The sequence below is a fragment of the Serratia sp. NGAS9 genome (genome assembly GCF_009905295.1).
Lineage (GTDB): Bacteria > Pseudomonadota > Gammaproteobacteria > Enterobacterales > Enterobacteriaceae > Serratia > Serratia bockelmannii.
Genome location: NZ_CP047605.1, coordinates 1,028,780 through 1,052,778, shown reverse-complemented (window position 1 = coordinate 1,052,778; position 23,999 = coordinate 1,028,780). Strand labels below are relative to the sequence as shown.

The 23,999-nt window shown below is 59.1% G+C and carries 25 protein-coding genes and 1 other RNA gene; 10 read left to right on the top strand and 16 right to left on the bottom strand.

All coding sequences use genetic code 11. The annotated features are described in order from the left end of the window. The first annotated feature begins 9 nt into the window (after positions 1–9). Positions 10–264: a type B 50S ribosomal protein L31 gene (locus tag GUC32_RS04965; RefSeq protein WP_004940303.1), complete on the top strand. Its 255-nt coding sequence runs from the start codon at positions 10–12 to the stop codon at positions 262–264. A gap of 12 nt (positions 265–276) precedes the next feature. Further along, positions 277–417, top strand: a complete 141-nt coding sequence (gene ykgO, locus GUC32_RS04960) for a type B 50S ribosomal protein L36 (protein WP_004940304.1) — start codon at positions 277–279, stop codon at positions 415–417. 107 nt (positions 418–524) lie between these two features. Here ykgO and GUC32_RS04955 read toward each other — a convergent pair whose 3' ends face one another. Genes GUC32_RS04955 through GUC32_RS04945 form a run of 3 tightly spaced genes read right to left on the bottom strand, consistent with a single transcriptional unit; the run spans position 525 to position 2,996 of the window. Further along, a complete protein-coding gene (locus tag GUC32_RS04955) occupies positions 525–1,403 on the bottom strand; it encodes a metal ABC transporter substrate-binding protein (RefSeq protein ID WP_025301782.1) in 879 nt (292 codons plus the stop codon). Between the two features lie 25 nt (positions 1,404–1,428). Then, positions 1,429–2,286 (bottom strand): metal ABC transporter permease, encoded by an 858-nt coding sequence (locus GUC32_RS04950; RefSeq protein ID WP_043135664.1) that lies wholly within the window; start codon positions 2,284–2,286, stop codon positions 1,429–1,431. Continuing rightward, the gene (locus tag GUC32_RS04945; RefSeq protein ID WP_043135662.1) at positions 2,283–2,996 is read right to left on the bottom strand and encodes a metal ABC transporter ATP-binding protein; all 714 of its coding nucleotides are present in this window, start codon (positions 2,994–2,996) and stop codon (positions 2,283–2,285) included. The genes GUC32_RS04950 and GUC32_RS04945 overlap by 4 nt, the downstream gene beginning before the upstream one ends. Before the next feature lie 408 nt (positions 2,997–3,404). Here GUC32_RS04945 and GUC32_RS04940 point away from each other — a divergent pair, with 408 nt between their 5' ends. The 3 genes from GUC32_RS04940 to GUC32_RS04930 all read left to right on the top strand — a co-directional run bounded on the left by GUC32_RS04940 (position 3,405) and on the right by GUC32_RS04930 (position 4,539). Further along, the gene (locus GUC32_RS04940) at positions 3,405–3,758 is read left to right on the top strand and encodes a hypothetical protein (RefSeq protein ID WP_025301779.1); all 354 of its coding nucleotides are present in this window, start codon (positions 3,405–3,407) and stop codon (positions 3,756–3,758) included. A gap of 158 nt (positions 3,759–3,916) precedes the next feature. After that, positions 3,917–4,285 carry an Hha toxicity modulator TomB gene (tomB, locus tag GUC32_RS04935; RefSeq protein WP_004940312.1) on the top strand — a complete coding sequence of 123 codons (369 nt, stop codon included), beginning with the start codon at positions 3,917–3,919 and terminating at the stop codon, positions 4,283–4,285. 50 nt (positions 4,286–4,335) lie between these two features. Continuing rightward, the gene (locus GUC32_RS04930) at positions 4,336–4,539 is read left to right on the top strand and encodes an HHA domain-containing protein (RefSeq protein ID WP_004940313.1); all 204 of its coding nucleotides are present in this window, start codon (positions 4,336–4,338) and stop codon (positions 4,537–4,539) included. A 330-nt stretch (positions 4,540–4,869) separates the two neighbouring features. Here the strand turns inward: GUC32_RS04930 and ffs are convergent. Further along, positions 4,870–4,966, bottom strand: an RNA gene (gene ffs / locus GUC32_RS04925) — signal recognition particle sRNA small type. 156 nt (positions 4,967–5,122) lie between these two features. On the opposite strand from ffs, the gene GUC32_RS04920 reads away from it, so the two are divergent. After that, positions 5,123–5,437: an MGMT family protein gene (locus GUC32_RS04920; protein ID WP_025301778.1), complete on the top strand. Its 315-nt coding sequence runs from the start codon at positions 5,123–5,125 to the stop codon at positions 5,435–5,437. A 64-nt stretch (positions 5,438–5,501) separates the two neighbouring features. On the opposite strand, the gene GUC32_RS04915 is transcribed toward GUC32_RS04920, so the two are convergent. Then, positions 5,502–5,993: a YbaY family lipoprotein gene (locus tag GUC32_RS04915; RefSeq protein ID WP_025301777.1), complete on the bottom strand. Its 492-nt coding sequence runs from the start codon at positions 5,991–5,993 to the stop codon at positions 5,502–5,504. A 231-nt stretch (positions 5,994–6,224) separates the two neighbouring features. Between GUC32_RS04915 and tesB the strand changes: the two genes are divergently transcribed. Continuing rightward, complete coding sequence (gene tesB / locus GUC32_RS04910; protein WP_016928847.1) at positions 6,225–7,088, top strand: acyl-CoA thioesterase II; 864 nt, start codon at positions 6,225–6,227, stop codon at positions 7,086–7,088. 90 nt (positions 7,089–7,178) lie between these two features. Here the strand turns inward: tesB and amtB are convergent, their stop codons facing one another. From amtB to GUC32_RS04885, 5 genes are all read right to left on the bottom strand, one after another. Next, entirely contained in the window at positions 7,179–8,465 is a 1,287-nt protein-coding gene (gene amtB, locus GUC32_RS04905; RefSeq protein ID WP_144334749.1) for an ammonium transporter AmtB, read from the bottom strand. Between the two features lie 36 nt (positions 8,466–8,501). Beyond that, entirely contained in the window at positions 8,502–8,840 is a 339-nt protein-coding gene (gene glnK, locus GUC32_RS04900) for a P-II family nitrogen regulator (RefSeq protein WP_004940327.1), read from the bottom strand. A gap of 280 nt (positions 8,841–9,120) precedes the next feature. Further along, on the bottom strand, positions 9,121–10,899 hold the full coding sequence (smdB, locus tag GUC32_RS04895; RefSeq protein WP_089180602.1) for a multidrug efflux ABC transporter permease/ATP-binding subunit SmdB: 1,779 nt from the start codon (positions 10,897–10,899) through the stop codon (positions 9,121–9,123). Beyond that, positions 10,892–12,667: a multidrug efflux ABC transporter permease/ATP-binding subunit SmdA gene (smdA, locus tag GUC32_RS04890; RefSeq protein ID WP_043135657.1), complete on the bottom strand. Its 1,776-nt coding sequence runs from the start codon at positions 12,665–12,667 to the stop codon at positions 10,892–10,894. The genes smdB and smdA overlap by 8 nt, the downstream gene beginning before the upstream one ends. 92 nt (positions 12,668–12,759) lie before the next feature. Further along, positions 12,760–13,221, bottom strand: coding sequence for an Lrp/AsnC family transcriptional regulator (locus GUC32_RS04885; protein WP_004940330.1), 462 nt, complete (start codon positions 13,219–13,221; stop codon positions 12,760–12,762). A 122-nt stretch (positions 13,222–13,343) separates the two neighbouring features. On the opposite strand from GUC32_RS04885, the gene GUC32_RS04880 reads away from it, so the two are divergent. Beyond that, positions 13,344–14,384, top strand: a complete 1,041-nt coding sequence (locus GUC32_RS04880; RefSeq protein WP_043135655.1) for a PLP-dependent cysteine synthase family protein — start codon at positions 13,344–13,346, stop codon at positions 14,382–14,384. A gap of 61 nt (positions 14,385–14,445) precedes the next feature. Here the strand turns inward: GUC32_RS04880 and cof are convergent, their stop codons facing one another. Continuing rightward, positions 14,446–15,270, bottom strand: coding sequence for an HMP-PP phosphatase (cof, locus tag GUC32_RS04875; protein WP_049295141.1), 825 nt, complete (start codon positions 15,268–15,270; stop codon positions 14,446–14,448). 103 nt (positions 15,271–15,373) lie between these two features. On the opposite strand from cof, the gene GUC32_RS04870 reads away from it, so the two are divergent. Next, positions 15,374–17,089 carry an SgrR family transcriptional regulator gene (locus tag GUC32_RS04870; protein WP_043135653.1) on the top strand — a complete coding sequence of 572 codons (1,716 nt, stop codon included), beginning with the start codon at positions 15,374–15,376 and terminating at the stop codon, positions 17,087–17,089. Between the two features lie 115 nt (positions 17,090–17,204). Beyond that, on the top strand, positions 17,205–17,903 hold the full coding sequence (queC, locus tag GUC32_RS04865; RefSeq protein WP_025301770.1) for a 7-cyano-7-deazaguanine synthase QueC: 699 nt from the start codon (positions 17,205–17,207) through the stop codon (positions 17,901–17,903). A 35-nt stretch (positions 17,904–17,938) separates the two neighbouring features. Here queC and GUC32_RS04860 read toward each other — a convergent pair whose 3' ends face one another. From GUC32_RS04860 to lon, 5 genes are all read right to left on the bottom strand, one after another. Next, positions 17,939–18,352 carry a thioesterase family protein gene (locus GUC32_RS04860; RefSeq protein ID WP_049206198.1) on the bottom strand — a complete coding sequence of 138 codons (414 nt, stop codon included), beginning with the start codon at positions 18,350–18,352 and terminating at the stop codon, positions 17,939–17,941. 154 nt (positions 18,353–18,506) lie between these two features. Then, complete coding sequence (locus tag GUC32_RS04855) at positions 18,507–18,887, bottom strand: helix-hairpin-helix domain-containing protein (RefSeq protein ID WP_049295140.1); 381 nt, start codon at positions 18,885–18,887, stop codon at positions 18,507–18,509. A 138-nt stretch (positions 18,888–19,025) separates the two neighbouring features. After that, positions 19,026–20,909, bottom strand: coding sequence for a peptidylprolyl isomerase (gene ppiD, locus GUC32_RS04850; RefSeq protein ID WP_049209308.1), 1,884 nt, complete (start codon positions 20,907–20,909; stop codon positions 19,026–19,028). A 178-nt stretch (positions 20,910–21,087) separates the two neighbouring features. After that, positions 21,088–21,360: a nucleoid-associated protein HU-beta gene (gene hupB, locus GUC32_RS04845; RefSeq protein WP_004940351.1), complete on the bottom strand. Its 273-nt coding sequence runs from the start codon at positions 21,358–21,360 to the stop codon at positions 21,088–21,090. Positions 21,361–21,576: 216 nt separating this feature from the next. Further along, positions 21,577–23,931, bottom strand: a complete 2,355-nt coding sequence (gene lon, locus GUC32_RS04840) for an endopeptidase La (RefSeq protein ID WP_025301766.1) — start codon at positions 23,929–23,931, stop codon at positions 21,577–21,579. Positions 23,932–23,999: the final 68 nt, after the last annotated feature.

The window sequence follows — 23,999 nt, the reverse complement described above, 5'->3', positions numbered from 1 at the left end:
AGGGCCATTATGAAACCCGGCATCCACCCCGATTACCGCACCGTGGTGTTCCACGACGTCAGCGCCAATGCCTACTTCAAAGTGGGATCGACCATCAAAACCGATCGCACCATCGAACTGGACGGCGAAAGCTGGCCGTATGTCACCCTTGACGTCTCTTCTGCTTCGCATCCGTATTACACCGGCAAGCAGAAAGACTATTCCAAAGAAGGCAGCACGGCGCGCTTCCAGCAGCGCTTTGGCCGCTTTATCGGCAATAAGTAACAAGGAAACCCCATGCAGGTATTGAGTTCATTGCGTTCGGCGAAAAACCGCCACCCGGATTGCAAAGTCGTGCGTCGTCGTGGCCGCATCTATGTGATCTGTAAAAGCAATCCGCGATTCAAAGCGGTACAGGGACGTAAGAAAAAGCGTTAACTCCAAAGTGTCATCTGTCGCAAAGCCCCGTTGCTGCTCAACGGGGCTTTTTTTTACGGCGAGAAAGTACCTGCAAGCCGTCCCCCGCCGGCAGGCGGGGGCGGAGATTACTTCATGCTGCTCAGCAGCGCGTCGACATTGTGCTTGAACGCCTGCTCATAGGTGGCCGCCGGGCCGCCCGCGCGGGAGAGCGCTTCAGGGTACAGCTCGCCGCCCGCCTTGGCGCCGGTGGCGGCGGCGATCTGTTTCACCAACCGCGGATCGGTCTGATTTTCGATAAAGTAAGCGTTGACCTTTTCCTGTTTGATTTGCTTGATCAGATTGGCCACGTCGCTGGCGCTGGCTTCGGCCTCGGTGGAAAACCCGACCGGGGCAAGGAAGGTGACGCCATACTCTTGCCCAAAGTAGCCAAACGCATCATGGCTGGTCAGCACCTTACGTTTCTGTGGTGGCACTGCGGCGAACTGGGTTTTGGCCCACTGGTCCAGTTTTTGCAGCTGCTGAATGTATTCGGCTCCGCGCTGGCGAAAATAGTTGGCATCCTCGGGATCGGCGGCAATCAGGGCGTTCATCACGTTAGTGGCGTACTGTACGCCGTTTTTCATGCTGTTCCAGGCGTGAGGATCGGTAATCGGTTTGCCGTCCTCTTCCATCTGGCGGGTACTGATCCCCTGTGAAGCGGTGATCACCTGCCCTTTATAACCCGAAGCGCTGACCAAGCGATCGATCCACCCTTCCAGCCCCAGACCGCTGACGAACACCACATCAGCCTGAGCCAGCTTCTTGCCGTCCTGCGGCGAAGGCTCGAAGCTGTGCGGATCGCCATCCGGCCCCACCAGCGTGCTGACCTTAACGTGATCGCCGCCCACCTCTTTGACGATATCACCCAGAATGGAAAAGCTGGCGACGGCGTCGACGGTCTTCGCCATCGCCCATGGGCTGGCCAGCAGAGCAGCAACCGCCAGCGATATAGGTAAACGTTTCATACTTTCTCCTTGCAAATGGCACTTCTCAACGGCGCGCGAAGGCGCAAATGCCTCCGCGCGTTCCAAACAGGATCGAGACGAAAAAGATGACGCTGGCGCTGAGCACGATCGCCGGGCCGGCAGGCAGCGAAGCATAGTAGGACCACACCAGCCCAATCACGCTGGACAGCGCGCCGATGCCCATCGCCGTCGCCAGCGTCTGCGGCAGATTGCGCGCCCAGAAGCGCGCGCTGGCGGCGGGCAGCATCATCAGCCCCACCGACATCAGGGTGCCGAGGATCTGGAATCCTGCCACCAGATTGACCACCACCAGCGCCAGAAATAGGCCGTGGATCAGCGCCAACCGGCGCGGGGCGTTGACGCGCAGAAAAGTGACGTCGAAGGATTCGATCACTAACGCGCGGTACAGCGCCGCCAATGCCAGCAGCGAAACCGAGGCGATCGCACCGACCATCAGCATGGCCTGCGCATCCACCGCCAAAATCGAACCGAACAGCACGTGCAGCAGATCCACGCTGGAACCGCGCAGCGAGACCAGCGTGACCCCCAGCGCCAGTGACCCCAGATAGAACCCGGCGAAGCTGGCATCTTCTTTTAACGGCGTGCGGCGGCTCACCAGGCCGGACAGCATCGCCACCGCCAACCCGGCAATAAAACCGCCCACCCCCATCGCCACCAGCGACATGCCGGAGATCAGATAACCGATCGCCGCGCCCGGCAACACCGCGTGGGACAATGCGTCCCCGACCAGGCTCATGCGGCGCAGCAGCAGAAACACGCCCAGCGGGGCGGCGCTGAGCGACAACGCCAGACAGGCCATGAGCGCGCGGCGCATAAAACCGAAAGAGAGGAAAGGATCGATAAGCCCATGCAACAACATCATGGCGCCACCGCCCGCAGATCCGGCTGCCGTTCGGCGGCGTGATACCTCGGCACCTGTTCCAGCACCCGCTTGGCCGCGCCCCAGTGGCAAGCCTGCGGCGTCAGCAACAGTACCTGTGAAAAATGCTCGGCGACCATCGACATATCGTGCAGCACGGCGATCACCGTTTTCCCCTGCCGGTGCAGTTGCGCAATCACCTGCAGCAAAATTTGCGTGGTGGCGCTGTCGATACCGGTGAAAGGTTCATCCAGCAAAATCAGCGGCGCCTGTTGGACCAGCAGGCGCGCAAACAACACCCTCTGCAGCTGGCCGCCGGACAGTTCACCCACCGGAGTGTGCGCCAGCGCGCTCATGCCAACGCTCGCCAACGCCTCATTGACCTGGCTCGCCGCACGCTTGTTCATGCCGCCGAACATGCCACTTTGCGGCCAACAGCCCATCGCCACCAGATCGCTTACCGCAATCGGGAATTGCCGATCCAGCTCCGCCTGTTGCGGTAGATAAGCTCTGCGCGGCGGCTTTCCGCCGATAAAACTCAGGCTGCCGCCCAGCGGCGGCAACAATCCGGCGAAGGTTTTCAGCAGCGTCGACTTACCTGCCCCGTTGACGCCCACCACCGCGGTGAGCGATCCGGCGGTAAACTGCCCGCTCAGCGGCGGGAAAAGCGGCGTGGCGCCATAGCCTATCGCCAGCTGACGCAAGGTAATCATGGCAGCGACACCGCCCAGAAGATGCCGAGCCACAGCAGGGCCAGCAGCATAACGGCACCTGCGCAACGCGCGGCAGCAGAGGTGGTGAACAACGAATTCAGTGACGGCGTGGCGTCATGTTGCGAAGTGGGAGTCAATGTCGTAGCCAAAAATGATGGGTTTATAGTTATAATATAACATCACATACACTGTCGCATCTCAAGCTATGGCGCGACAATAATGCAACGGAACGTAACAATCTCTCGCGCAGCGGCACTTTCCCCCCAAGCTTCCTTATCAAATCCAGGGATATTCCCATTCGGTTGAAATGTTGGCGTAAGGTAAAGAACAGCGGTAAATCGAAAAATTTACCGACGAGGGAGGAAAAGGAGTAAGATAAGCAGATAACATTGCTGTTGGCCGAGATTAATGCTTGTTACCCTTGCCTGTAACCTGGATGTCAACGCACTTTCTGTTAACAAATTAAAGAAAGTGATTAATGACAATATAGCGGAGTTAGTGCCGGCGCTGACCAGCGGACTCAGTTTTTATTCTGAAAGCGCACGCTATGCCGAAGATTCATTAGAAATACTTGATATAGTGCAACAGGGTGGTAGCGATTATTCAATGAGTTATCGTTATAAGTGGGGCATTTTTAATGCCTGCCTGGATATCAACAGCGAAGACACTCTCAGCGATAGCGTCCGGTTCCGTGTGACAGAACGGGGTTTAATCTTCGACATCATTGATAACTCACGTCCATCTACAGCGGATGAATTGTAAGTTTACGTAATAACTACAGGCCAAACGCGAAAAAATGATTTATATTCACTTTACGGGAAGTTTATTTAAAGACCGTTAAGCTGCCTCCGTCCATGATGTAAATCAGCTTACTCACATAGTGTTATCACACCGCAATTAAGACTTACGGAGGGGATGATATGGATGAGTATTCGCCTAAGCGACACGACATTGCTCAGCTCAAATTCTTGTGCGAAAATTTGTATGATGAAGGTATCGCTACCCTGGGAGACAGTCATCATGGGTGGGTCAACGATCCGACGTCCTCCGTCAACCTGCAGCTTAATGAGTTGATCGAACATATCGCTTCGTTTGTGATGAGCTATAAAATTAAATACATGGACGAATCTGACCTGTCGGAGTTAGTCGAAGAATATCTCGATGATACCTATACGCTGTTCAGCAGTTACGGTATCAATGATTCCGACCTGCGCCGCTGGCAAAAAACCAAGGCGAGATTATTCAGAATGTTCTCAGGAGAGGACATCTGTACGACAATGAAAACTTAAGGGATAATTATTCCCGAGCTATTTTTACGGTTATTAAACTAAAGGCCACCATGACTAAAACCGACTATCTGATGCGTTTACGTAAATGCACCACGATTGATACTCTCGAACGTGTTATTGAGAAAAATAAGTACGAGCTTTCCGATGATGAACTGGAGCTGTTTTACTCAGCGGCCGATCACCGTCTGGCAGAGCTCACCATGAACAAACTGTATGACAAAATCCCCACCTCCGTTTGGAAATATGTCAGATAATCAGACCCCCAACGCGTTGAGCCGATGCTTTTATCGGCTTCAATGTTCAAGCTGAATACGTACTTTTCCTATTGACAGTAAAACTTCATTTGCACTCCCCCTTTCAATAATAATATTGCCTGGAAGCAATTTTCTTTTTAAATCGAGACAGGTTACGCCATCGCCCCCTCATTATGCTTGCATCCAGAACCGCTAATTCATTATCCAAAAGAATTGAGGGCGGGAAGAAAAGAAATGCCTTGTCGCTCTGCCTGATGACAGAAAGGGATAATCGATGAGTAGAAGAGAAACGGCAAAAGTGCGGATTGGCGAAGGCCAAATGGGTGGGGACCCTGCCAGCTACATCCCGGCACACACGTCACCTGCTGCGGCTGCTTCCTTCCGGACCTGACCGAGTTCACAAGTTAGTGTTGCGGGAGAACCAACAGGGCCCCCATTGACGGCTTCTGTACTCTGAAGCGGTGGGCATTATCGGCGATGCCCCGCCAAATAGCAAGCCAACCGGGGCTAACCGCTGTTTTCTTACCCACCTGCACTGTGGCACACTCTTCGCCTGGGTTTTGACTCGCGCAGGAACAGCAATATGCAACCAGAAGATGCCTCTTTCAGCCAGCGGGTATTCCACATCGTGGCCGCCATTCCTTACGGCAAAGTCACCACCTACGGCGAAGTCGCCCGGCTGGCCGGTTCACCGCGCGCCGCGCGCCAGGTTGGCGGCGTGCTGCGGCGTTTGCCGGAAGGCAGCGCGCTGCCCTGGCACCGGGTGATCAACCGGCACGGACAGATCTCGCAGCAGGGGGAGGATTTTCAACGGCAACGGCAGGCACTGCTGGCGGAAGGGATTATTTTCGGCCCGCACAGCACGGTCGATTTCGAGCGCTACGGCTGGCGCTGGTAAAACAAAACAGCCTTTGGCCGAAGCGCAAAGGCTGTTGATTTCATCTTGCTGTACCGCAGGAAATTTACTGCATGGCGGTTGGCGCAGCCTGAATCGGCACACCCTGAACCGGAACCAGCAGCAGATCGGCGCGGGTACCGTTGCGGTTAACCACTTCCTGGATAGTGTCGGTAATAAACATCAGTCGCCCGTTGACCGTCACCGCCGCGCTCAGAATGATACGCGCATTCGGTTGGATGTCTGACGGATTGTACGGTAGCGTAAAGTTGAATGGCGCCTGTTGCCCTTCAGTACGTATCGCGCGCTGTGCAATCACTTTGGACGGTGCATCCGCCAGCGAGGCGTCAGAGAGGGTGACCGTCAGTACGGCGTCCGGCGGCAGCGCAATACGCTGACGTATATTAACCGAACCTGTCACCGCCGGGCCTTGAATCTGCGTTTGCGCAGCCGCCGGATTACCGGCCGCCTGTGTAGGCACATCAGCACTCTTTTGCGCGCATCCTGCCAGCGTGATCGTCAGTGCCGCGGCACCGCCTACGATTTGCCAGAGTTTCATGGATCGGTCTCCTTTTTTATTATCAACATGTTGGTGGCTTTCACCACCGCACTTATTAAACCTAGCACAAAACACTGATAAATCCACTTTACCCCGCCTATTAATCACTTAAACAGCCCAAGGTGCCCACGATTAAGAGCATTCTCATCGGCCCTGTAATGCAAAATGTTGACGCCACGCCGTGATATTCCGCACACTGCGCAAAATGATTATTAGAAAGGTAACAATTTTATGAGCCAGGCATTGCAAAACCTCCTTGATCTGCTGGATCTGGAGAAAATCGAAGAAGGACTGTTCCGCGGCCAAAGCGAAGATCTGGGGCTGCGCCAGGTGTTCGGTGGACAGGTTGTCGGCCAAGCGCTCTACGCCGCCAAGCAGACGGTGCCGGACGAGCGCAGCGTGCACTCGTTCCACAGCTACTTCCTACGCCCGGGCGATAGCAGCAAACCCATCGTTTACGACGTAGAAACCCTGCGCGACGGCAACAGCTTCAGCGCCCGTCGCGTCAGCGCTATTCAGCACGGCAAACCTATTTTCTATATGACCGCCTCTTTCCAAAGCCCGGAAACCGGTTTCGAGCACCAGAACCTGATGCCGGACGTGCCGCCTCCAGAAGGGCTGCTGTCCGAGTCAGAGATCGCCCAGAAGCTGGCGCATATGCTGCCGGAAAAAGTGCGCGAAAAATTTATCGGCCAGAAGCCGATCGAAATGCGCCCGGTGAAATTCCACAATCCGTTGAAAGGCAGCGTGGAAGAACCGCATCGCTACGTGTGGTTCCGTGCCAACGGCAGCATGCCGGACGATCAGCGCATCCACCAATATCTGCTGGGCTACGCGTCGGACTTTAACTTCCTGCCGACGGCGCTGCAGCCACACGGCGTCGGCTTCCTCGAGCCGGGCATGCAGGTGGCCACCATTGACCACTCAATGTGGTTCCACCGTCCGTTCCGTATGGATGACTGGTTGCTGTACGCGGTGGAGAGCTCCTCCGCCTCCGGCGCACGGGGCTTTGTGCGCGGCCAGATCTACACTCGCGACGGTGTACTGGTCGCCACCACCGTGCAGGAAGGGGTGATTCGCCAGCGCGATGCCTAATCCGCAATATAAAGTAAGGGGCGATGTTTCCATCGCCCCTTTTTGCTTCATCATTATTTTAGTCTTTCGCGCACTGCCCTGCTTCGAGTCTTATTGGTTGTAGGCGCTCTCGCCGTGGCTGTTGACATCCAGCCCTTCGCGCTCCTGCTCTTCCGGCACTCTCAGCCCCACCATCGCGCCCGCAATCTTGAAGGCGATAAAGGCGGCGATGCTTGACCACACCAGCGTAATCACGACGCTCAGCAGCTGGATCCACACCTGATGCCCCATCGTCACCCCTTCGGCATAGCCGGTGCCGCCGAGGGAAGAAGCGGTGAACACGCCGGTCAGCAGACAGCCGACGATGCCGCACACGCCGTGCACGCCGAACACGTCGCAGGTGTCGTCCACTTTCAGCCATTTCTTCAACGTCACGACGCCCCACAGGCCGGCGACACCGCCCACCAGGCCGATGATCAACGCGCCGCCCACGCCGACGGTGCCCGCCGCCGGCGTCACCGCAACCAGCCCGGCGATCATGCCGGAGCAGGCGCCCAGCAGCGAAGGCTTGCCGCGCAGCACCCACTCTGCGAAGGTCCAGGAGAGAATGGCGCCCGCGGTAGCCACCACCGTGTTGAGGAATGCCAGGGCCGCGATGCCGTTGGCCGCGCTGGCGGAACCGGCGTTGAAACCGAACCAGCCGATATACAGGATGGACGCCCCGGTAAACACCATCGGCAGGTTGTGCGGTTTGAACGCCTCTTTACCGAAGCCGGCGCGTTTGCCGAGCAGATAGGCGCCGATCAGCCCCGCGCTGGCGGCGTTGATGTGTACCACGGTGCCGCCGGCGAAGTCCAGCGCGCCGTCGGTGGCCAGATAGCCACCGCCCCACACCATGTGCGCGATCGGCAGGTAAGACAGGGTGAACCACAGGATCGCGAAGATCAGCACCGCCGAGAAGCGAATGCGTTCGGCGAAGCCCCCCACCACCAGCGCCACAGTAATGCAGGCGAAGGAGGCTTGGAAAGCGACGTGGATCATCTGGCTGATGCTGCCAGTGACGCTGTCGATGCCGATGCCTTTCAGCATCGCCGTCTCGAATCCGCCGAACACCGCATTGCCTTCGCTGAACGCCAGGCTGTAGCCATACAGCACCCACAGCACGCAGACCAGCGCGAAGGTGACGGTGACCTGCGTCAGCATCGACAGCACGTTTTTGCCGCGCAGCAGGCCGCCGTAAAACAGCGCGATGCCCGGCAGCGTCATGAACAGCACCAACGCGGTGCAGATCATCATAAAGGCGTTGTCGGCCTTATCGGCGACCGCCGGGGCGGCCAGGGCCAAAGAAGGAACCAGGGTTACCGAACTCAGGCCCAACATGGATAACAGTCTTTTCATTATCAATCCATCCCCATTGCTTAACTGAGTTCGTGGTTACAGTGCCGATTCGTCGGTTTCGCCGGTGCGAATGCGGATCACGCGTTGCAACTCGGCAACGAAAATTTTGCCGTCGCCGATTTTACCGGTGTAGGCGGCTTTGCTAATCACATCAACCACTTCATCCAACTGATCGTCGGCGATAGCGATATCGATTTTGACCTTGGGCAAGAAGTTGACGTTATATTCGGCGCCGCGATACAGCTCGGCATGCCCCTTCTGGCGGCCAAAGCCCTTCACTTCGGTTACGGTCAACCCCTGAATGCCCACGGAGGACAGAGCCTCGCGCACATCCTCCAGCTTGAACGGTTTGATTACCACGGTCACCAGCTTCATATTGCCCCTCCACGAATTAAGCCCAAACTCACCCCTGGTACGCGTCATATGTAGCAAGGGCTGTGCCAAATTTAATTTTGCATGACGATTCAGCGGATTAGCGCACACGCGGGCGCCGCCGCGACGCAGCGCAGCGCCGATACCTTGAATGGGTTAAATAATGCGCACTGATTTGGTGCACATCGCGTCGAAAAAGTGCAGAAAGGGGGCATGGCACAGGCGGGTTGCCTGCTTGTGGTGCGTGGGAAAGAAACAAGGGCCGCGATCGCGGCCCCTGGGATCAGGCGGGTTGACTCTCCTCGCGCACCGCTTCCGCCAACTGCTCGCCCGCCAGCTGCAGCTGATACATCTGGTAGTAGCGCCCCTGCTGCGCCAGCAGCTGTTGATGGTTGCCCTGCTCCACTGCCTGGCCGCGATGCAGCACCAGGATGGAGTCGGCATCGACGATGGTCGACAGCCGGTGGGCGATCACCACCAGCGTGGTGTGCTCGCGGATCGCACGCAGCGCCCGCTGGATCGCCTGTTCGGTGCCCGAGTCGATATTGGCAGTCGCCTCGTCGAGAATCAAAATCTGCGGCGCCTGCACCAAGACCCGCGCCATCGCCAGCAGCTGTTTCTGCCCGACCGACAGGTTATTGCCCTGCTCCCCCAGGCGGGTGTGGATACCCTGCGGGAAGCCGCGCACCAGACTCGCCAACTGCACCGTTTCCAGCGCCCGCCAAACGGCGTCTTCCTCGATGTTACGCCCCAACGTGACGTTGGCCAGTACCGAATCGGCGATCACCACCGGATCCTGCTGCACCATCGCTACACCCTGACGCAGCGTGCGGTGCGACAGGCTGGATATCGGGCGTCCATCGAGACGCACTTCCCCCTCGCTGACCGGGTAATAGCCCATCAGCAAGTTGGCCAAGGTGCTCTTGCCGCTGCCGGTATGCCCGACCAGCGCCACGAAGCCGCGTGAGGGCACCGCCAGCGAAATATGCTGCAGCACCTTTTTGTCCGCACGGTAAGCGAAGCTCAGATCGGTGATGTCGATGCGGCCACCGGCCAGAGGACGATCGTCGGCACCGTAACTCTGCTGGCTGCGATCCATCAGCTCGAAAATGCGTTCGCCGGCCACCACCGCCTGCTGCAGGATCGACTGCTGTGACGTCAGCTCGATCAGCGGTTCATTCAGACGCCCCAGGTAGTTGATGAAGGCGTAGAGGACGCCGACGCCAATCACGCCCTCGCCGCTGAAGCCGAACAGCATCAACAGGCCGCACAGCACCAGCGCCGAAAACAGGCTGAGCAGCGGCCGCAGCAGAAAACCGTCGAGCCGCAGGGTCTGCATGCGCGCAAGATAATGCGACTGGCTGGCGGCGCTCATGCGCTCGCCGAAGCGCACCTGCTGGCGGAACTGCTGAATCACGCCCATGCCGTTGATCACTTCGTTGAAACCGTCGTTGATGTCCGCCAGATAACTGCGCACCCGGCGCACAATCGGCGTGCTGTAGTATTGATAGATGCCCATCACCACGAACACCGCCGGGAAGATGCAGATAGCCACCAGCGCCATGCGCCAGTCGAGGCTGAACATCGCCACCAGCATGGCGCCGATCAACGCGGCGCTTTTCAGCACCGTGGAGACCACCATCACGTACAGATCCTTGATCACTTCGGTGTCGTTGGTAACGCGCGAGATCAATTGCCCGACCGGTTGTGTGTCAAAGGCGCTGAGCGGTTGGCGCAGCGCGGCGTCCATCACGTCGGTACGCAACCGCTGCACCACGCCCACCGCCGCCTGGTTGAACAACAGCGCCTGGAAGTAGTGCAGCGCCGCCGCCAGCAGCTCCAGCAGAATGTAGGCCGCCGCCAGCCCGCCGACAATCATCAGCGGCAGTTGCCCTTTGGCGACGTAATTATCGATAAAATAGCTGACCAGGATCGGCCCGGCGACTTCCGCCGCCGCCGCTATCCACAGCATCAGCACCGCCAGCCCCAGCGGTTTGCGGTACGGCGAGCCGTAGGCCAGCAGCCGCTTCAGCGTCGGCCACAGCTTTTGCACTTTATTCATTGGCCAACGCCTCCTCGCCATTTTCCGGCGCTTCGTCCAGTGCCGCTTCCAGCTGCTGATAACGGTACATATCACGATACCAGCCCGGCTGCGCCGCCAGCGCCGCCGGATCGCCGCGCTGCGCTACACCGCCGTGCTGCATCACCAGGATTTCGCTGGCTTCGGTCAATGCCGACAGCCGGTGCGCGCTGATGATCACCGTGCGATCTTGCCCCCAGCTGCGCAGGTTGTGCAGGATTTGGTGTTCGGTACGGCCGTCCACCGCCGACAGCGCGTCGTCGAGGATCAAGATCTCTGCATCCAGCAGCAGCGCACGCGCAATGGAGATGCGCTGTTTCTGCCCGCCCGACAACATCACGCCGCGTTCGCCCACCTCGGTGTCATAGCCTTGCGGCAGCCTCAAAATGTCCTCATGGACGCTGGCCAGCCGCGCTGCCTGTTCGATCTGCGCCTGCGTCGCGCCCGGATGGCCCAGCGCGATGTTGTTCGCCACGGTATCGGAGAACAGGAACGGCGTTTGGCTCACCACCGACAGTCGCGAACGCCAGTCGTCGAGTTTGACCTGCGGCAACGGCAGGCCGTGATAGCGGATCTGCCCTTGGTCGACGTCGAACTGACGCTGGATCAGCGACAACAGCGTCGATTTACCGGCCCCGGTCGGCCCGCACAGCCCCAGCATTTGCCCTGGTTTCAGCGTCACCGCCACATCGTGCAGCGCCGGATGTGGGTTTTCCGGGTAGTGGAACGCGCGGATATCCACGTCCAGCACGCCGCGCCCGGCCGGCAGCGCCTGTGGGCCATCCTGCACCGCCGGCGCCTCATCAAGCAGGCTGCGGATGCGGCTGTAGGCCGCGCTGCCGCGTTCGACGATGTTGAACATCCAGGCCAGTGCCAGCATCGGCCAGATCATCAGGCCGAGATACATCACAAAGCTGGTCAGTTGCCCGAGCGTCAGCGAACCGTTCACCACCATCCAGCTGCCGCCGCCAATGGCCAGCAGGTTAGACGCACCGATGGCGATATAAATGGTCGGATCGAAGCGCGCATCCACCCGCGCCACGTGCATGTTCTTGGCCCCGGTCTGCGCCGCCACCTCGGCGAAGCGGTTGGATTGGTGATCTTCCAGCCCGAAGGCCTTGATCATGCGGATGCTGGTCATGCTTTCCTGCGCCTGATCGTTCAGGCTGGAAAACGCCGCCTGTGCCGATTTAAAGCGCTGGTGCAGCTGATCGCCGTAATATTTGATGGCGATCGCCATCAACGGCATCGGGATCAACGCCAGCACTGTCAGTTGCCAGCTGATTTGGGTGCTCATCACCACCAACACCACCAACCCCATCACCAGCGAATCCACCAGCGTCAGCACGCCTTCACCGGCGGCGAATACCACGCGATCCACGTCGTTGGTGGCGCGCGCCATCAGATCGCCAGTACGGTGACGCAGGTAAAACGCGGGGTTTTGCCGGCTGAGCTGACGGTAAAAGTTTTCGCGCAGCTCGACCGCGAGCTGGTAGGACGCGCCGAACAGCAACACCCGCCACACATAGCGCAGCAGGTAAACGACGATCGCGGTACCGATCATCAACCCGAGCCAGGCCATCAGCACGCCGGTGGACATCTGTTTTTCGGTGACGCCGTCCACGATGATGCCGACCAGCTTAGGCGGCAGCAGTTGCAGGATGGCGATGACGATCAGCAGCACCACCGCCCCGAGGTAGCGGCGCCACTCCCGGCGGAAGTACCAGCCGATTTGAGCAAATAATCTCACGCAGTTTGATTCCAGGGTTTTATGGGATTTGTCTCTTTTTCTGCTTCAGCAGAGCAGGATACCACCGTTGAGCCGCCCGTCCGGTGAACTTTTCACTCCGGCACCGGCAGCGCGGTGGTGTATTTGATTTTTTCCATGGCAAAGCTCGAGGTGACGTCGATGAGGCCCGGTACGCCGTTCACCAGACGCTTATAAAAGCCGTCGTAGCTTTTCATGTCCGCCACTTCGACCTGCATCAGGTAGTCGTACTCTCCCGCCATGCGGTAAAACGCCAGCACCTCGGGCATCTGGCTGGTCAGCTGCACAAAAGCCTGATACCACTCGCTGCTGTGCTGCTGGGTTTTGATCAGCACGAACGCCGTCAGCCCCAGGCCGAGCTTTTCATTATCCAGCAAGGCCACCCGACCGCGGATATAGCCCTCGTCTTCCAGACGCTTCAGGCGTTTCCAGCACGGCGTCGAGGTCAAATTGACCGCATCCGCCAGCGCCTGCAGCGACTGGGTGCAATCTTGCTGCAGCATGCACAGCAGCTTACGGTCTGTTTTATCTAACATAGCGGCCACCAGGAGAAAAATTTTCTCTCATTAGGCGATTAAACAGGAAAAATGGCAATCCTTTTTTCCCGCCGACAGGCTATGCTACGCCATAAATCAGCCCCCTATTCTGAGGCCAAATCATGACAAACTCTTGGGTAAAATATGCTATCGGTGAAATAGAAGCGGATTTTCAACGCTCCGCCGATACGCACCTGATTCGCCTGAACCTGCCGGCGTTTCCTGGCATCTGCCTGTACCTGAAAGATGAGAGCACCCACCCGACCGGCAGCCTGAAACACCGCCTGGCGCGCTCGCTGTTCCTTTACGGCCTGTGCAACGGCTGGATCACCGAGAACACCACCATCATCGAGGCCTCTTCCGGCAGCACCGCGGTGTCCGAAGCCTACTTCGCTCGCCTGATCGGCCTGCCGTTCATCGCGGTGATGCCGTCCTGCACCGCGCGCCGCAAGGTGGAACAGATCGCCTTTTACGGCGGCCGCTGTCACTTCGTCGATCACGCCGCCCAGATCTACGCCGCCTCCGAACTGCTGGCGAAAGAGCTGAACGGCCACTATATGGATCAGTTCACCTACGCCGAGCGCGCCACCGACTGGCGCGGCAACAACAACATCGCCGACAGCATCTTCCGCCAGATGGCGCGCGAACCCTTCCCGGTGCCGAAACACATCGTAATGAGCGCCGGCACCGGCGGCACCTCCGCCACGCTGGGGCGCTACATCCGCTATCAGGGGCACGACACCCGGTTGACGGTGGTCGATCCGGAAAACTCGGTGTTCTATGACTGCTTCCACCACGGCGATCGCACCCTGATCGGCAGCTGCGGCAGCCGTATCGAAGGCATCGGCCGCCCACGCGCCGAGCCGTCGTTCATCCCGTCGGTGGTCGACAACATGCTGCGCGTGCCGGATGCTGCCAGCGTCGCTACTATTCACTGGCTGGAAGGCGTGCTGGGCCGCAAGGTTGGCGCCTCTACCGGCACCAACGTTTGGGGTGCGCTGCAGTTGGCGAAGCAGATGCGGGAAAACGGCGAGCAAGGATCGATCGTCACCCTGCTGTGCGACAGCGGCGAGCGTTACCTGGATACCTATTACAACCCGGAATGGGTCAGCAACAACATCGGCGATCTGCAGCCGTATCTGGCGCAGCTGGCGGATTTGTAACGCCAGGCGTTAGGTAAAAAAAAAGCCGGGTAGTCATACCCGGCCGGCTGTAAGGAGAACCTCATTCTTCGGGGGAATAGGTGAGGCAAGGTGAACGCAGCCAATGTTGTAAATAGTGGGCCACCGCCTGTTGCTGGCAATGGCCGATAACCGGTAGCTGCGGCAGCAGGGATTTCAGCTGCGGCAGGGCGTTGCCCATCACCACGCCGTGCCCCACCGCCCCCAGCATCTCTTTGTCGTTCATTGCGTCGCCGAACGCCATGCAGTCGGCCATCTTCAGCCCCAGATGGCGGCTCAGCCGGTCCAGCGCCGTACCCTTGTTGCAACCGAGCGGCAACACCTCCAGGCAGTCGTAGGCGGAAAAGCACAGATCGGCCTCACCACCCAGCTGTGCCCGCAGCTGCACCTGCAAGGCCAGCAATTCCTCATGCGGCGCGACAAAACACACCTTGCTGTTGCCGAACGCCGGCAGACGGCGCACGTCGGCCAACTGAAAACGAAAGCCGCTCAGGTGATGCGCCCGCAGCATCTCTTCCGGCACGGGGAATTCGGTCAGCCAACCTTCGTCGCGGAACACATGCATGCTGGCGCAGGTGCGCCAATGATGATGCAGCACCTCTTCGGCGACCGCCGCCGGCAGATCGGTGGCATGCAGCTGCTGGCCGCGGTTGTCATACACCCGCGTGCCATTGCCGGTGATCAAGTAGCCCTGCAGCCCCAGCTGCGCCATGATCGGTTGCGCATCGAGGTAGTGCCGTCCGGTGGCGAACGTCACCACCATCTCCCGTTCCACCAGCTGGTTCAGCACCGCCAGCGTTTCCGGGCCAACCCGGTGATCCGGCATCAACAGCGTGCCGTCCATATCGAAAGCTGCCAGGCGATACATAGAGACCTCTGAATGTGAACGCGATTACAATCACTGCAGTATGGGATGGCATTTGCGGAAGTAATAGTGAACAATTTGAGAAAACTGTTCCGGATTTCTACTCATGCGCCTGGTTCACCGTCTCAGCCAATATCAACGCCTGTACCATCAACTCGGCAGCGCACCGGTCGCCGTGACCATCGGCGAACTGGCGGCGATGTTCTACTGCAGCGAGCGGCACGCCCGCACGCTGGTGCAGCAACTGCAGGATCAAGGCTGGTTGAGCTGGCATTCGCAGCCCGGCCGCGGCAAACGCGCTCGCCTGCACTGCCTGAAAACCCCGGATGAACTGCGCGCGCAGCTACTGCAACAGCTACTGCAACAGGGCAACCATCAGGGGGCGCTGGAGATGGCGCAACTCGATCCGCAACACCTGCAGGATCTGCTCAGCCCGCACCTCGGCGGGCAATGGCAGGCCGGCAGTCCGACGCTGCGCATTCCCTATTACCGCACGCTGGAAGCGCTCGACCCGCTCACGCTGACCGGCCGCGCCGAACAACATCTGGTGTCGACCCTGCACGCCGGGCTGACGCGCCTGGTGACCGGTAACCCGGAACCGCAGCCCGATCTGGCGCACCACTGGCAGATTGACGATCGCGGCCTGCGCTGGCGCTTCTTTCTGCGCAGCCAGCTGCGCTGGCACAACGGTGAACCGCTGACCGGCCACCAGCTGCTGCAAACGCTGGAAAAACTGCAGCGCCACCCGCGTAGCCAACCCAGCTTGGCCAACGTCGCGAACATCAGCCTGCCGCATCCGCTGTGCATTCAGTTTGATCTGCAGTTGCCGGACTATTGGCTGGCCCACCGGCTGGCGGAGCTGCCTTGTCTGATGACCCATCCGGAGCTGCCGGCCATCGGCGCCGGCCCGTTCAAACTGACGTTGAATGAACCGCAGCTGGTGCGGCTAGAACAGCACGCCGGTTACCATCTGCAGCATCCGTATCTGGACACCATCGAATACTGGATCACCCCCGATCTGCCCACCGCCGGCGCCGACGCCAGCTGCCAGCATCCGGTGCGCATCACCATCGGTCAGCAAGACGATTTGGCGCAGGCCCGGCCGGTACAGCGCAGCATGAGCCTGGGCTGGTGTTATTTGGCGCTGAACCTGCGCCACGGCGTGCTGAGCGAAGCCCAGGGGCAAAAGCTGCTGATGCTGATCCAGCAGTCAGGCCTGCTGAACCATCTGCCGATCCCCAACAGCGTGATCACCCCCAGCCATGAAATGCTGCCCGGCTGGCGCATTCCCAGCCAACAGATTGAAGAAGATGTCCCCCTGCCTGCCCGGCTGACGCTGCTGTATCGGCCGCCGGTCGAGCTGGAAACGGTGACGGTCGCGCTGCAACAGCTGTTGGCGCAGCACGGCTGCGAGCTGGAGGTGCGCTACTACGCCGGCAAGCGCTGGCAAAGCGAGGAACAGATCGCCCAGGCCGACCTGCTGTTGGCGGACAACCTGATCGGCGAAGCGCCTGAGGCGACGCTGGAGAGCTGGCTGCGGCAGGATACGCTGTGGCGCGGCATCCTGACGGAAAGCCGCTGGCAGCAGCAACAGGAGACGCTGCAGCAGATCCAGCAGTTGCAGGCGCAGCAACCGCGCTTCGAGCGGCTGCAGGCCTATTACCAACGGCTGATGGCCGCCGCCATCATCACGCCGCTGTTCCACTACCAGTATCAGATCAGCGCGCCGCCGCGCATGCATGGCGTGACGCTGACCGCACACGGCTGGTTCGATTTTTGCCAGGCGTGGCTGCCGCCGCCGGTGGACGACGCACCGACCTGAGCCGAACCGCCCTGCGCCTGGCGGCCCTTTCTGCTACTATTGTCGCCGCAACGCAATTTTTATCCTGCCGCCCGAATGTGTATCGGGAATGGCCAAAGTCCAAAAAGGTGATTTTATGAAGCGCGCGGTTGTCGTTTTCAGCGGTGGACAAGACTCCACGACCTGCTTGATCCAGGCATTGCAACAGTATGACGAAGTTCACTGCGTCACGTTCGATTATGGCCAGCGCCATCGCGCCGAGATTGAAGTGGCTCAAGAGCTGTCGGTGGCCCTCGGCGCCAAAGCGCACAAGGTGCTGGACGTAACGCTGCTCAATGAGCTGGCCGTCAGCAGCCTGACGCGCGACAATATTCCGGTTCCCGCCTACGATCCCAACCAGAAAAACGCGCTGCCGAGCACCTTCGTGCCGGGCCGCAATATCCTGTTCCTGACGCTGGCGGCGATCTACGCCTACCAGGTGGAAGCGGAAGCGGTGATCACGGGCGTGTGTGAAACCGACTTCTCCGGCTACCCGGATTGCCGCGACGAGTTCGTTAAAGCGCTGAACAAAGCGGTGACGCTGGGCATCGCCCGCGATATCCGCTTCGAAACGCCGCTGATGTGGCTGAACAAGGCCGAGACCTGGGCGCTGGCGGATTATTACCACCAGTTGGATCGCGTGCGGCAGGATACGCTGACCTGTTACAACGGCATCAAGGGTGACGGCTGTGGTGAATGCGCTGCCTGCAACCTGCGCGCCAATGGCCTGATGCAATACCGGGCCAACCAGGCGGAAGTGATGGCGGCGTTGAAACAGAAGGCCGCTCTGGCCTGAGGCAGTGACGGCGGCAACCTCTGCCGCCCGTGAGTTTACTGCGGGTTTTCCTTCAGCGTGAGCGCCTCCAGGTGCTCGCGCAATTCGCCTTCAATCGGCAGCGCCCGCTGCGTTTTCAGATCGACGCACACGAAAGTCAGCAGCGCGTCGGCCACCGACGTCCCCGCCGGATCCTGCGTCACCTTTTGGCTCAGCACCCCGCTCTTGCCGTTGAGCTGCACCATCTGGCTGTCGATACGCAGCTTATCCCCCAATACTGCCGGGCTGCGGTAATTGATATTGATGTTCACCACGATGAAAGCGATGTTGTTTTCCGTCATCCAGCGGAACCCGGCCTCGTTTTCCAGCCACTCCCAGCGCGCCTCTTCCAGAAACTCCAGATAGCGGGCGTTGTTAACGTGCTGGTAAACATCAAGGTGATAACCGCGAACTTTGATAAAGGTTTGCATAGGGAACGATCGCTCCTGCCTGGTGATTACAGAAAGAGGGAGCCGCAGAGGCTCCCTCGCCCGTTTGGTCAACGCGCCAAACTGGTAAGACCTGTAAAATGTAGCAGAGGAGTCACGGCCTCAGCGGCATTTTGCCACGCAGCCGCGACCGGGATCACATTTTCAGTCGGGTGCGATTCTTCTCAAACAGCGCCGGCCCGATGCCCGGCACCTCCTGCAGTTGCTCAACCTGGGTGAACGGCCCGTTCTGTTCGCGGTAGCGCACGATGCCTTCCGCCTTCTTCAGACCGACGCCGCTCAGGGCGGCAGCCAGCTGTTCGGCGGTGGCCTGATTGATGCTGACCGCCGTCTCTTCGGCCGCCTTGGTCATCACCTGTTGCCCGCCATTGCCCGCCGGTGTTGAGAGCATCGGCGCCGGCGCATCGGCTTTATCTACCGCGGCGGCTGGCCCCGCGAGGCATAACAACAGCGCGGTCAGCGCCGCTTTGACGTGATGACGGTAACCTGATAACGCTTTTTTCTCTGTATGTTGCATGCTGTATCCTCCTTGTGTGTGACAGCACGGCTACCTTGCCGCGGCGGCGGATATTCAGCAATCGGCGGATATCAGATGTGGAAAAGGCCGCGAAAGCGGCCTTTGTTTGTTGCACTGCGTTGCAGAAAAATGCGGCGATTACTGCGGCTGTTGCTCAGCGGCGCCCATTTTGATTTTGGCTTCTTTACGCAGGCTCGCCAGCAGCGAATCGAAGGAAACGCCGGTCGCGCCCTCTTCCATCTTGCCGACGAAGGTTTTCATTTCGTCTTCCGGCAGCGTGCCTGGCTTCACCGCATCGAGTGCGATCAGCACCACGTTGTCCTGGCGATCCTGCGACATGCCGTACACCGGTTTGCCGTCCTGCGGGTGCGGCAGCGCGAACACGCTCTCCACCAGCTGGCTGTCTTCCGGCGCGCGCGCCATCTTCTGCACGGCGCCAAAGCTCAGGCCGGCGGCTTTCATCGCCTCGTCGCCCTTGCCCTGCTTCAGCTCAACCAGCAGCTTCTCGCCCTGCAGCTTCGCTGCCTGCAGCGCCTTGTTGCGCTTCACCAGATCTGCCACGCGGTCTTTGACCTGGTCGAACGGCTCGATGCCTTCCGGCTTGTGGCCACTCACGCGCACCACGAAGGCGCGGTCGCCGTCTACGGTGATAACGTCAGAGTTGCTGCCCGGCGCGCCGTTCTCGCCGATCAGCGAGCCGTCGAAGATCGCCTGCACGACCGGCTTGAAGTTCAGCGCGGCGGGAATGTTGTCGCGGGTGAACCAGTCGCTTTGCGCCGCTTTCACGCCGGCCGCTTCTTCAGCCGAGGCCAGTGATTCGTTGTCGCTGGTCGCCGCTTCGCTCACCTTCTGCTGCAGCGCGTAATACGCGTCTACCGCTTTCTCCTGCTGCACCTGCTTGGCGATAGCGTCATGCACTTCGCTCAGCGGTTTCAGTTTCTCAGGTTCGATGTCGTTCAAACGCACGATCAGGAAACCGACAGAGGATTTCACCACGCCGGACAGCTGCCCTTTCTCGGTCAGGTTAGCCTGTTTCAGCTCGTCGGCGGTGGTTTCCGGCTCCAGCCAACCCAGCTCACCGCCGGTACGGCGTGAGATGATGTCGGTGGATTTCTCTTTCGCCAGGGTGGCGAAATCGGCACCCTTCTTCAGCTCGTCCAGCGCCGCGTTGGCTTCCGCCTCGGTTTTCAGCTGGATCACGCTGTAGTTTTTACGCTCCGGCTGGCCATAGCTGCTCTTGTGCTGGTCATAGTAAGCGCTGATGTCCTCTTCGCTCACTTTCACCTTGTCCTGCATGGACGCGGCGTCCAGCGGGATATAGCTCACCTTCACCTGCTCCGGAGCGATGAAGCTGTTTTTATTCTGATCGTAATACGCCTTCAGTTCGTCGTCGCCGGCGCTCTGTTTCGCCTGCAGCGCTTTCAAATCGATGGTCGCCAGGCGCACGTCGCGCTCCTGCAGCACCAACGCCGCCATGGCTTGCGATTCGGACGGCAGCACAAAGCCGGAATCGCCGAAGGCCTGGATCACCTGCTGATTGACCAATTGCTGACGCATCGACTGCGCGAAATTGTCGGCGGTGTAGCCCATGCGGCCGATCAGGTCGAGGTATTTGGCGTTATCAAACTGGCCGTTGGTCTGGAAGTAAGGCGCCTTGCGGATGGCGTCCTTGATCTGATCGTCGCTGACCGTCAGGCCCAGTTTCTTGGCGTACTGGTCGAGCAGCATGTTGTCGATCAACTGGGACAACACCTGACGGCGCATCTGCTGCATGTAGCCTTCGTTGCCGGCCAGCGCGGAGAACTGGTCACCCAGTTGCTGCTGCATGCGGCTACGCTCGCTTTGGAAAGCCTGTTCCAGCTGAGCGCGTTCGATCGTCTGACCATTTACTTTCGCAGCATAATCGCCGGAGCCGCCGATCAGGTAGTTACCCACCCCGGTCAGAACGAATGACAGGATGATCAGGGCCAGGATGATTTTGAGCACGACGTGATTGGCAGCCGCGCGTAAATTGTCCATCATAGTGTGACAACACTCCGCTGTGATGTGGATTAACAACCCTTGTGCAGGCGCGTTCCCTGCGACAAAAATAAAAAAAGCGCATCAGTCCGATGCGCCTTGTATCTTACCTTACCAGCACCGCTGCGTCAGGTGATTGTTTATTACAAAACCCTGTTACGCTAAACGGTTAGACGCTAAATCAGTTTACAGCGTCTTTCAGCGCTTTCCCTGCACGGAAGGCCGGTACTTTGGCTGCCGCGATTTTGATCTCTTTACCGGTCTGCGGGTTGCGGCCGGTACGAGCCGAACGTTCACGCACGGTGAAGGAACCGAAACCTACCAGAGCCACGTCATCCCCTGCTTTCAGAGAGTCGGTAACGGAAGCGATTACTGCGTCTAAAGCACGTCCCGCTGCCGCTTTGGAAATATCAGCACCTGCGGCAATCTTGTCGATCAGTTGTGACTTATTCACTCTATCATCCCCTCTAGAATTCTATCGTCGCACCGAAAAATCCCTACGGTTGCGACAGCGCAGCTGTTATATCAATCCCATCGAACCTTGGCAAGCCACCGACTGGGTGGCAAAACGCGGGCCGACAGAGATCTAACTTAGCGGTACAAAAAAATACTGGCAAGTCCGAAATGGCTTGCCAGTATAAGTTTTATCAATGGTTTTTGCGATTCGTCACTATTTTGCCGCTACCGGCAGTGCGCCGAAGGCCGGGTTTTGCAACGCAATGTTCAAAACTTCATCGATTCGCTGCACCGGATGAATCTCCAGATCGGCGATAACATTGTCCGGGATCTCTTCCAGATCGCGCTTGTTCTCGTAAGGGATCAGCACGGTTTTGATGCCACCGCGATGCGCCGCCAACAGCTTCTCTTTCAGGCCGCCGATCGGCAACACCTGGCCGCGCAGCGTGATCTCGCCGGTCATCGCCACATCGGCGCGTACCGGGTTACCGGTCAGGCAGGAGACCAGCGCGGTGCACATCGCGATACCGGCGCTCGGGCCGTCTTTCGGCGTCGCCCCTTCCGGCACGTGCACGTGGATGTCGCGTTTCTCGTAGAAATCGGCGTTGATGCCCAATTTCTCCGCGCGCGCACGCACCACGGTCAGCGCCGCCTGAATCGATTCCTGCATCACCTCACCCAGGGAACCGGTGTAGGTCAGCTTGCCTTTGCCCGGCACGCAGGCGGTTTCGATGGTCAGCAGATCGCCGCCCACTTCCGTCCACGCCAGCCCGGTGACTTCGCCCACGCGGTTTTCGGTATCCGCACGGCCGTAATCGACGCGCTGCACGCCCAGGTAATCCTTCAGGTTGTCGCCGTTGATCTCGATATGCTTGAGCTTCTTGTCCATCAGCAACGTTTTCACCGCTTTACGGCACAGCTTGGAGATTTCACGCTCCAGGCTACGCACCCCGGCTTCGCGGGTGTAGAAGCGAATGATGCCGATGATGGCGCTGTCGTCGACCGTCAGCTCGCCTTTTTTCAGCGCGTTGCGCTCAAGCTGCTTCGGCAGCAGGTGCTGCTTGGCGATGTTGAGCTTCTCGTCCTCGGTGTAACCCGACAGGCGGATCACTTCCATACGGTCCAGCAGCGGCGCAGGAATGTTCATCGAGTTAGAGGTGGCAACGAACATCACGTCGGACAGATCGTAATCGACTTCCAGGTAGTGGTCGTTGAACGCCACGTTCTGTTCCGGATCCAGCACCTCCAGCAGAGCGGAAGCCGGATCGCCGCGCATGTCGGAAGACATCTTGTCGATCTCATCCAGCAGGAACAGCGGGTTCTTCACCCCAACCTTAGCCATCTTCTGGATCAGTTTACCTGGCATCGAACCGATGTAGGTACGACGGTGACCGCGGATTTCCGCTTCGTCACGCACGCCGCCCAGCGCCATGCGCACGTACTGGCGACCGGTCGCTTTGGCGATCGACTGCCCCAGTGAGGTTTTACCCACGCCCGGTGGCCCCACCAGACACAGGATCGGCCCCTTGATTTTGCTGACGCGGCTCTGAACCGCGAGGTACTCGAGGATGCGATCCTTGACGCGCTCAAGGCCGTAGTGATCGGTATCGAGCACTTCCTGCGCCTTGTTCAGGTCTTTTTTCACCTTGCTGCGCGCATTCCACGGCACCTGCAGCATCCAGTCGATGTAGCCGCGCACCACGGTCGCTTCCGCCGACATCGGCGACATCATCTTCAGCTTTTGCAGTTCCGCTTCGGTTTTCTCGCGCGCCTCTTTCGGCATTTTCGCCGCATCGATCTTGCGCTTCAGCGCTTCGTGCTCGTCCGGCGCGTCGTCCATTTCGCCCAGTTCTTTCTGAATCGCCTTCATCTGCTCATTCAGATAGTACTCGCGCTGGCTCTTCTCCATCTGCTTCTTGACGCGGTTGCGGATACGTTTCTCAACCTGCAGCAGGTCGATCTCCGATTCCATCATCGCCATCAGGTATTCCAGACGCTCGGTGATGTCGGACATCTCGAGCACCGACTGCTTGTCGCTGAGTTTCAGCGGCATGTGGGCAGCGATGGTGTCCGCCAGGCGCGCGGCGTCGTCGATGCTGTTCAGTGAGGTCAGCACCTCTGGCGGGATTTTTTTGTTCAGCTTGATATAGCCTTCAAACTGATTGATCGCGGTGCGCACCAGCACTTCCTGCTCGCGCTCGTCGATCGATGGCGACTCCAGGTATTCCGCCTGCGCGGCGAAATGCTCACCGCTGTCGGACAGCGTAGTGATGCGCGCGCGCTGCAGCCCCTCGACCAGCACTTTTACCGTGCCGTCCGGCAGCTTCAGCATCTGCAGGATCGACGCTACGGTGCCAACCGAGAACAAGTCGTTAATGCCAGGTTCATCCGTTGAGGCCTCTTTCTGTGCCACCAGCATGATCTTCTTATCGTGATCCATTGCGGCTTCGAGGCACCGAATCGATTTTTCCCGGCCAACAAATAACGGGATCACCATGTGCGGATAAACCACCACGTCGCGCAATGGCAGGACGGGGATTTCAATGCGTTCGGAACGCTCAGGGTTCATAGAGCTCTCTCTTAGTTTAATTTCCGCCAGGTTGAGGGGGAATCTCATGAGACGCAAGCATCTAACGT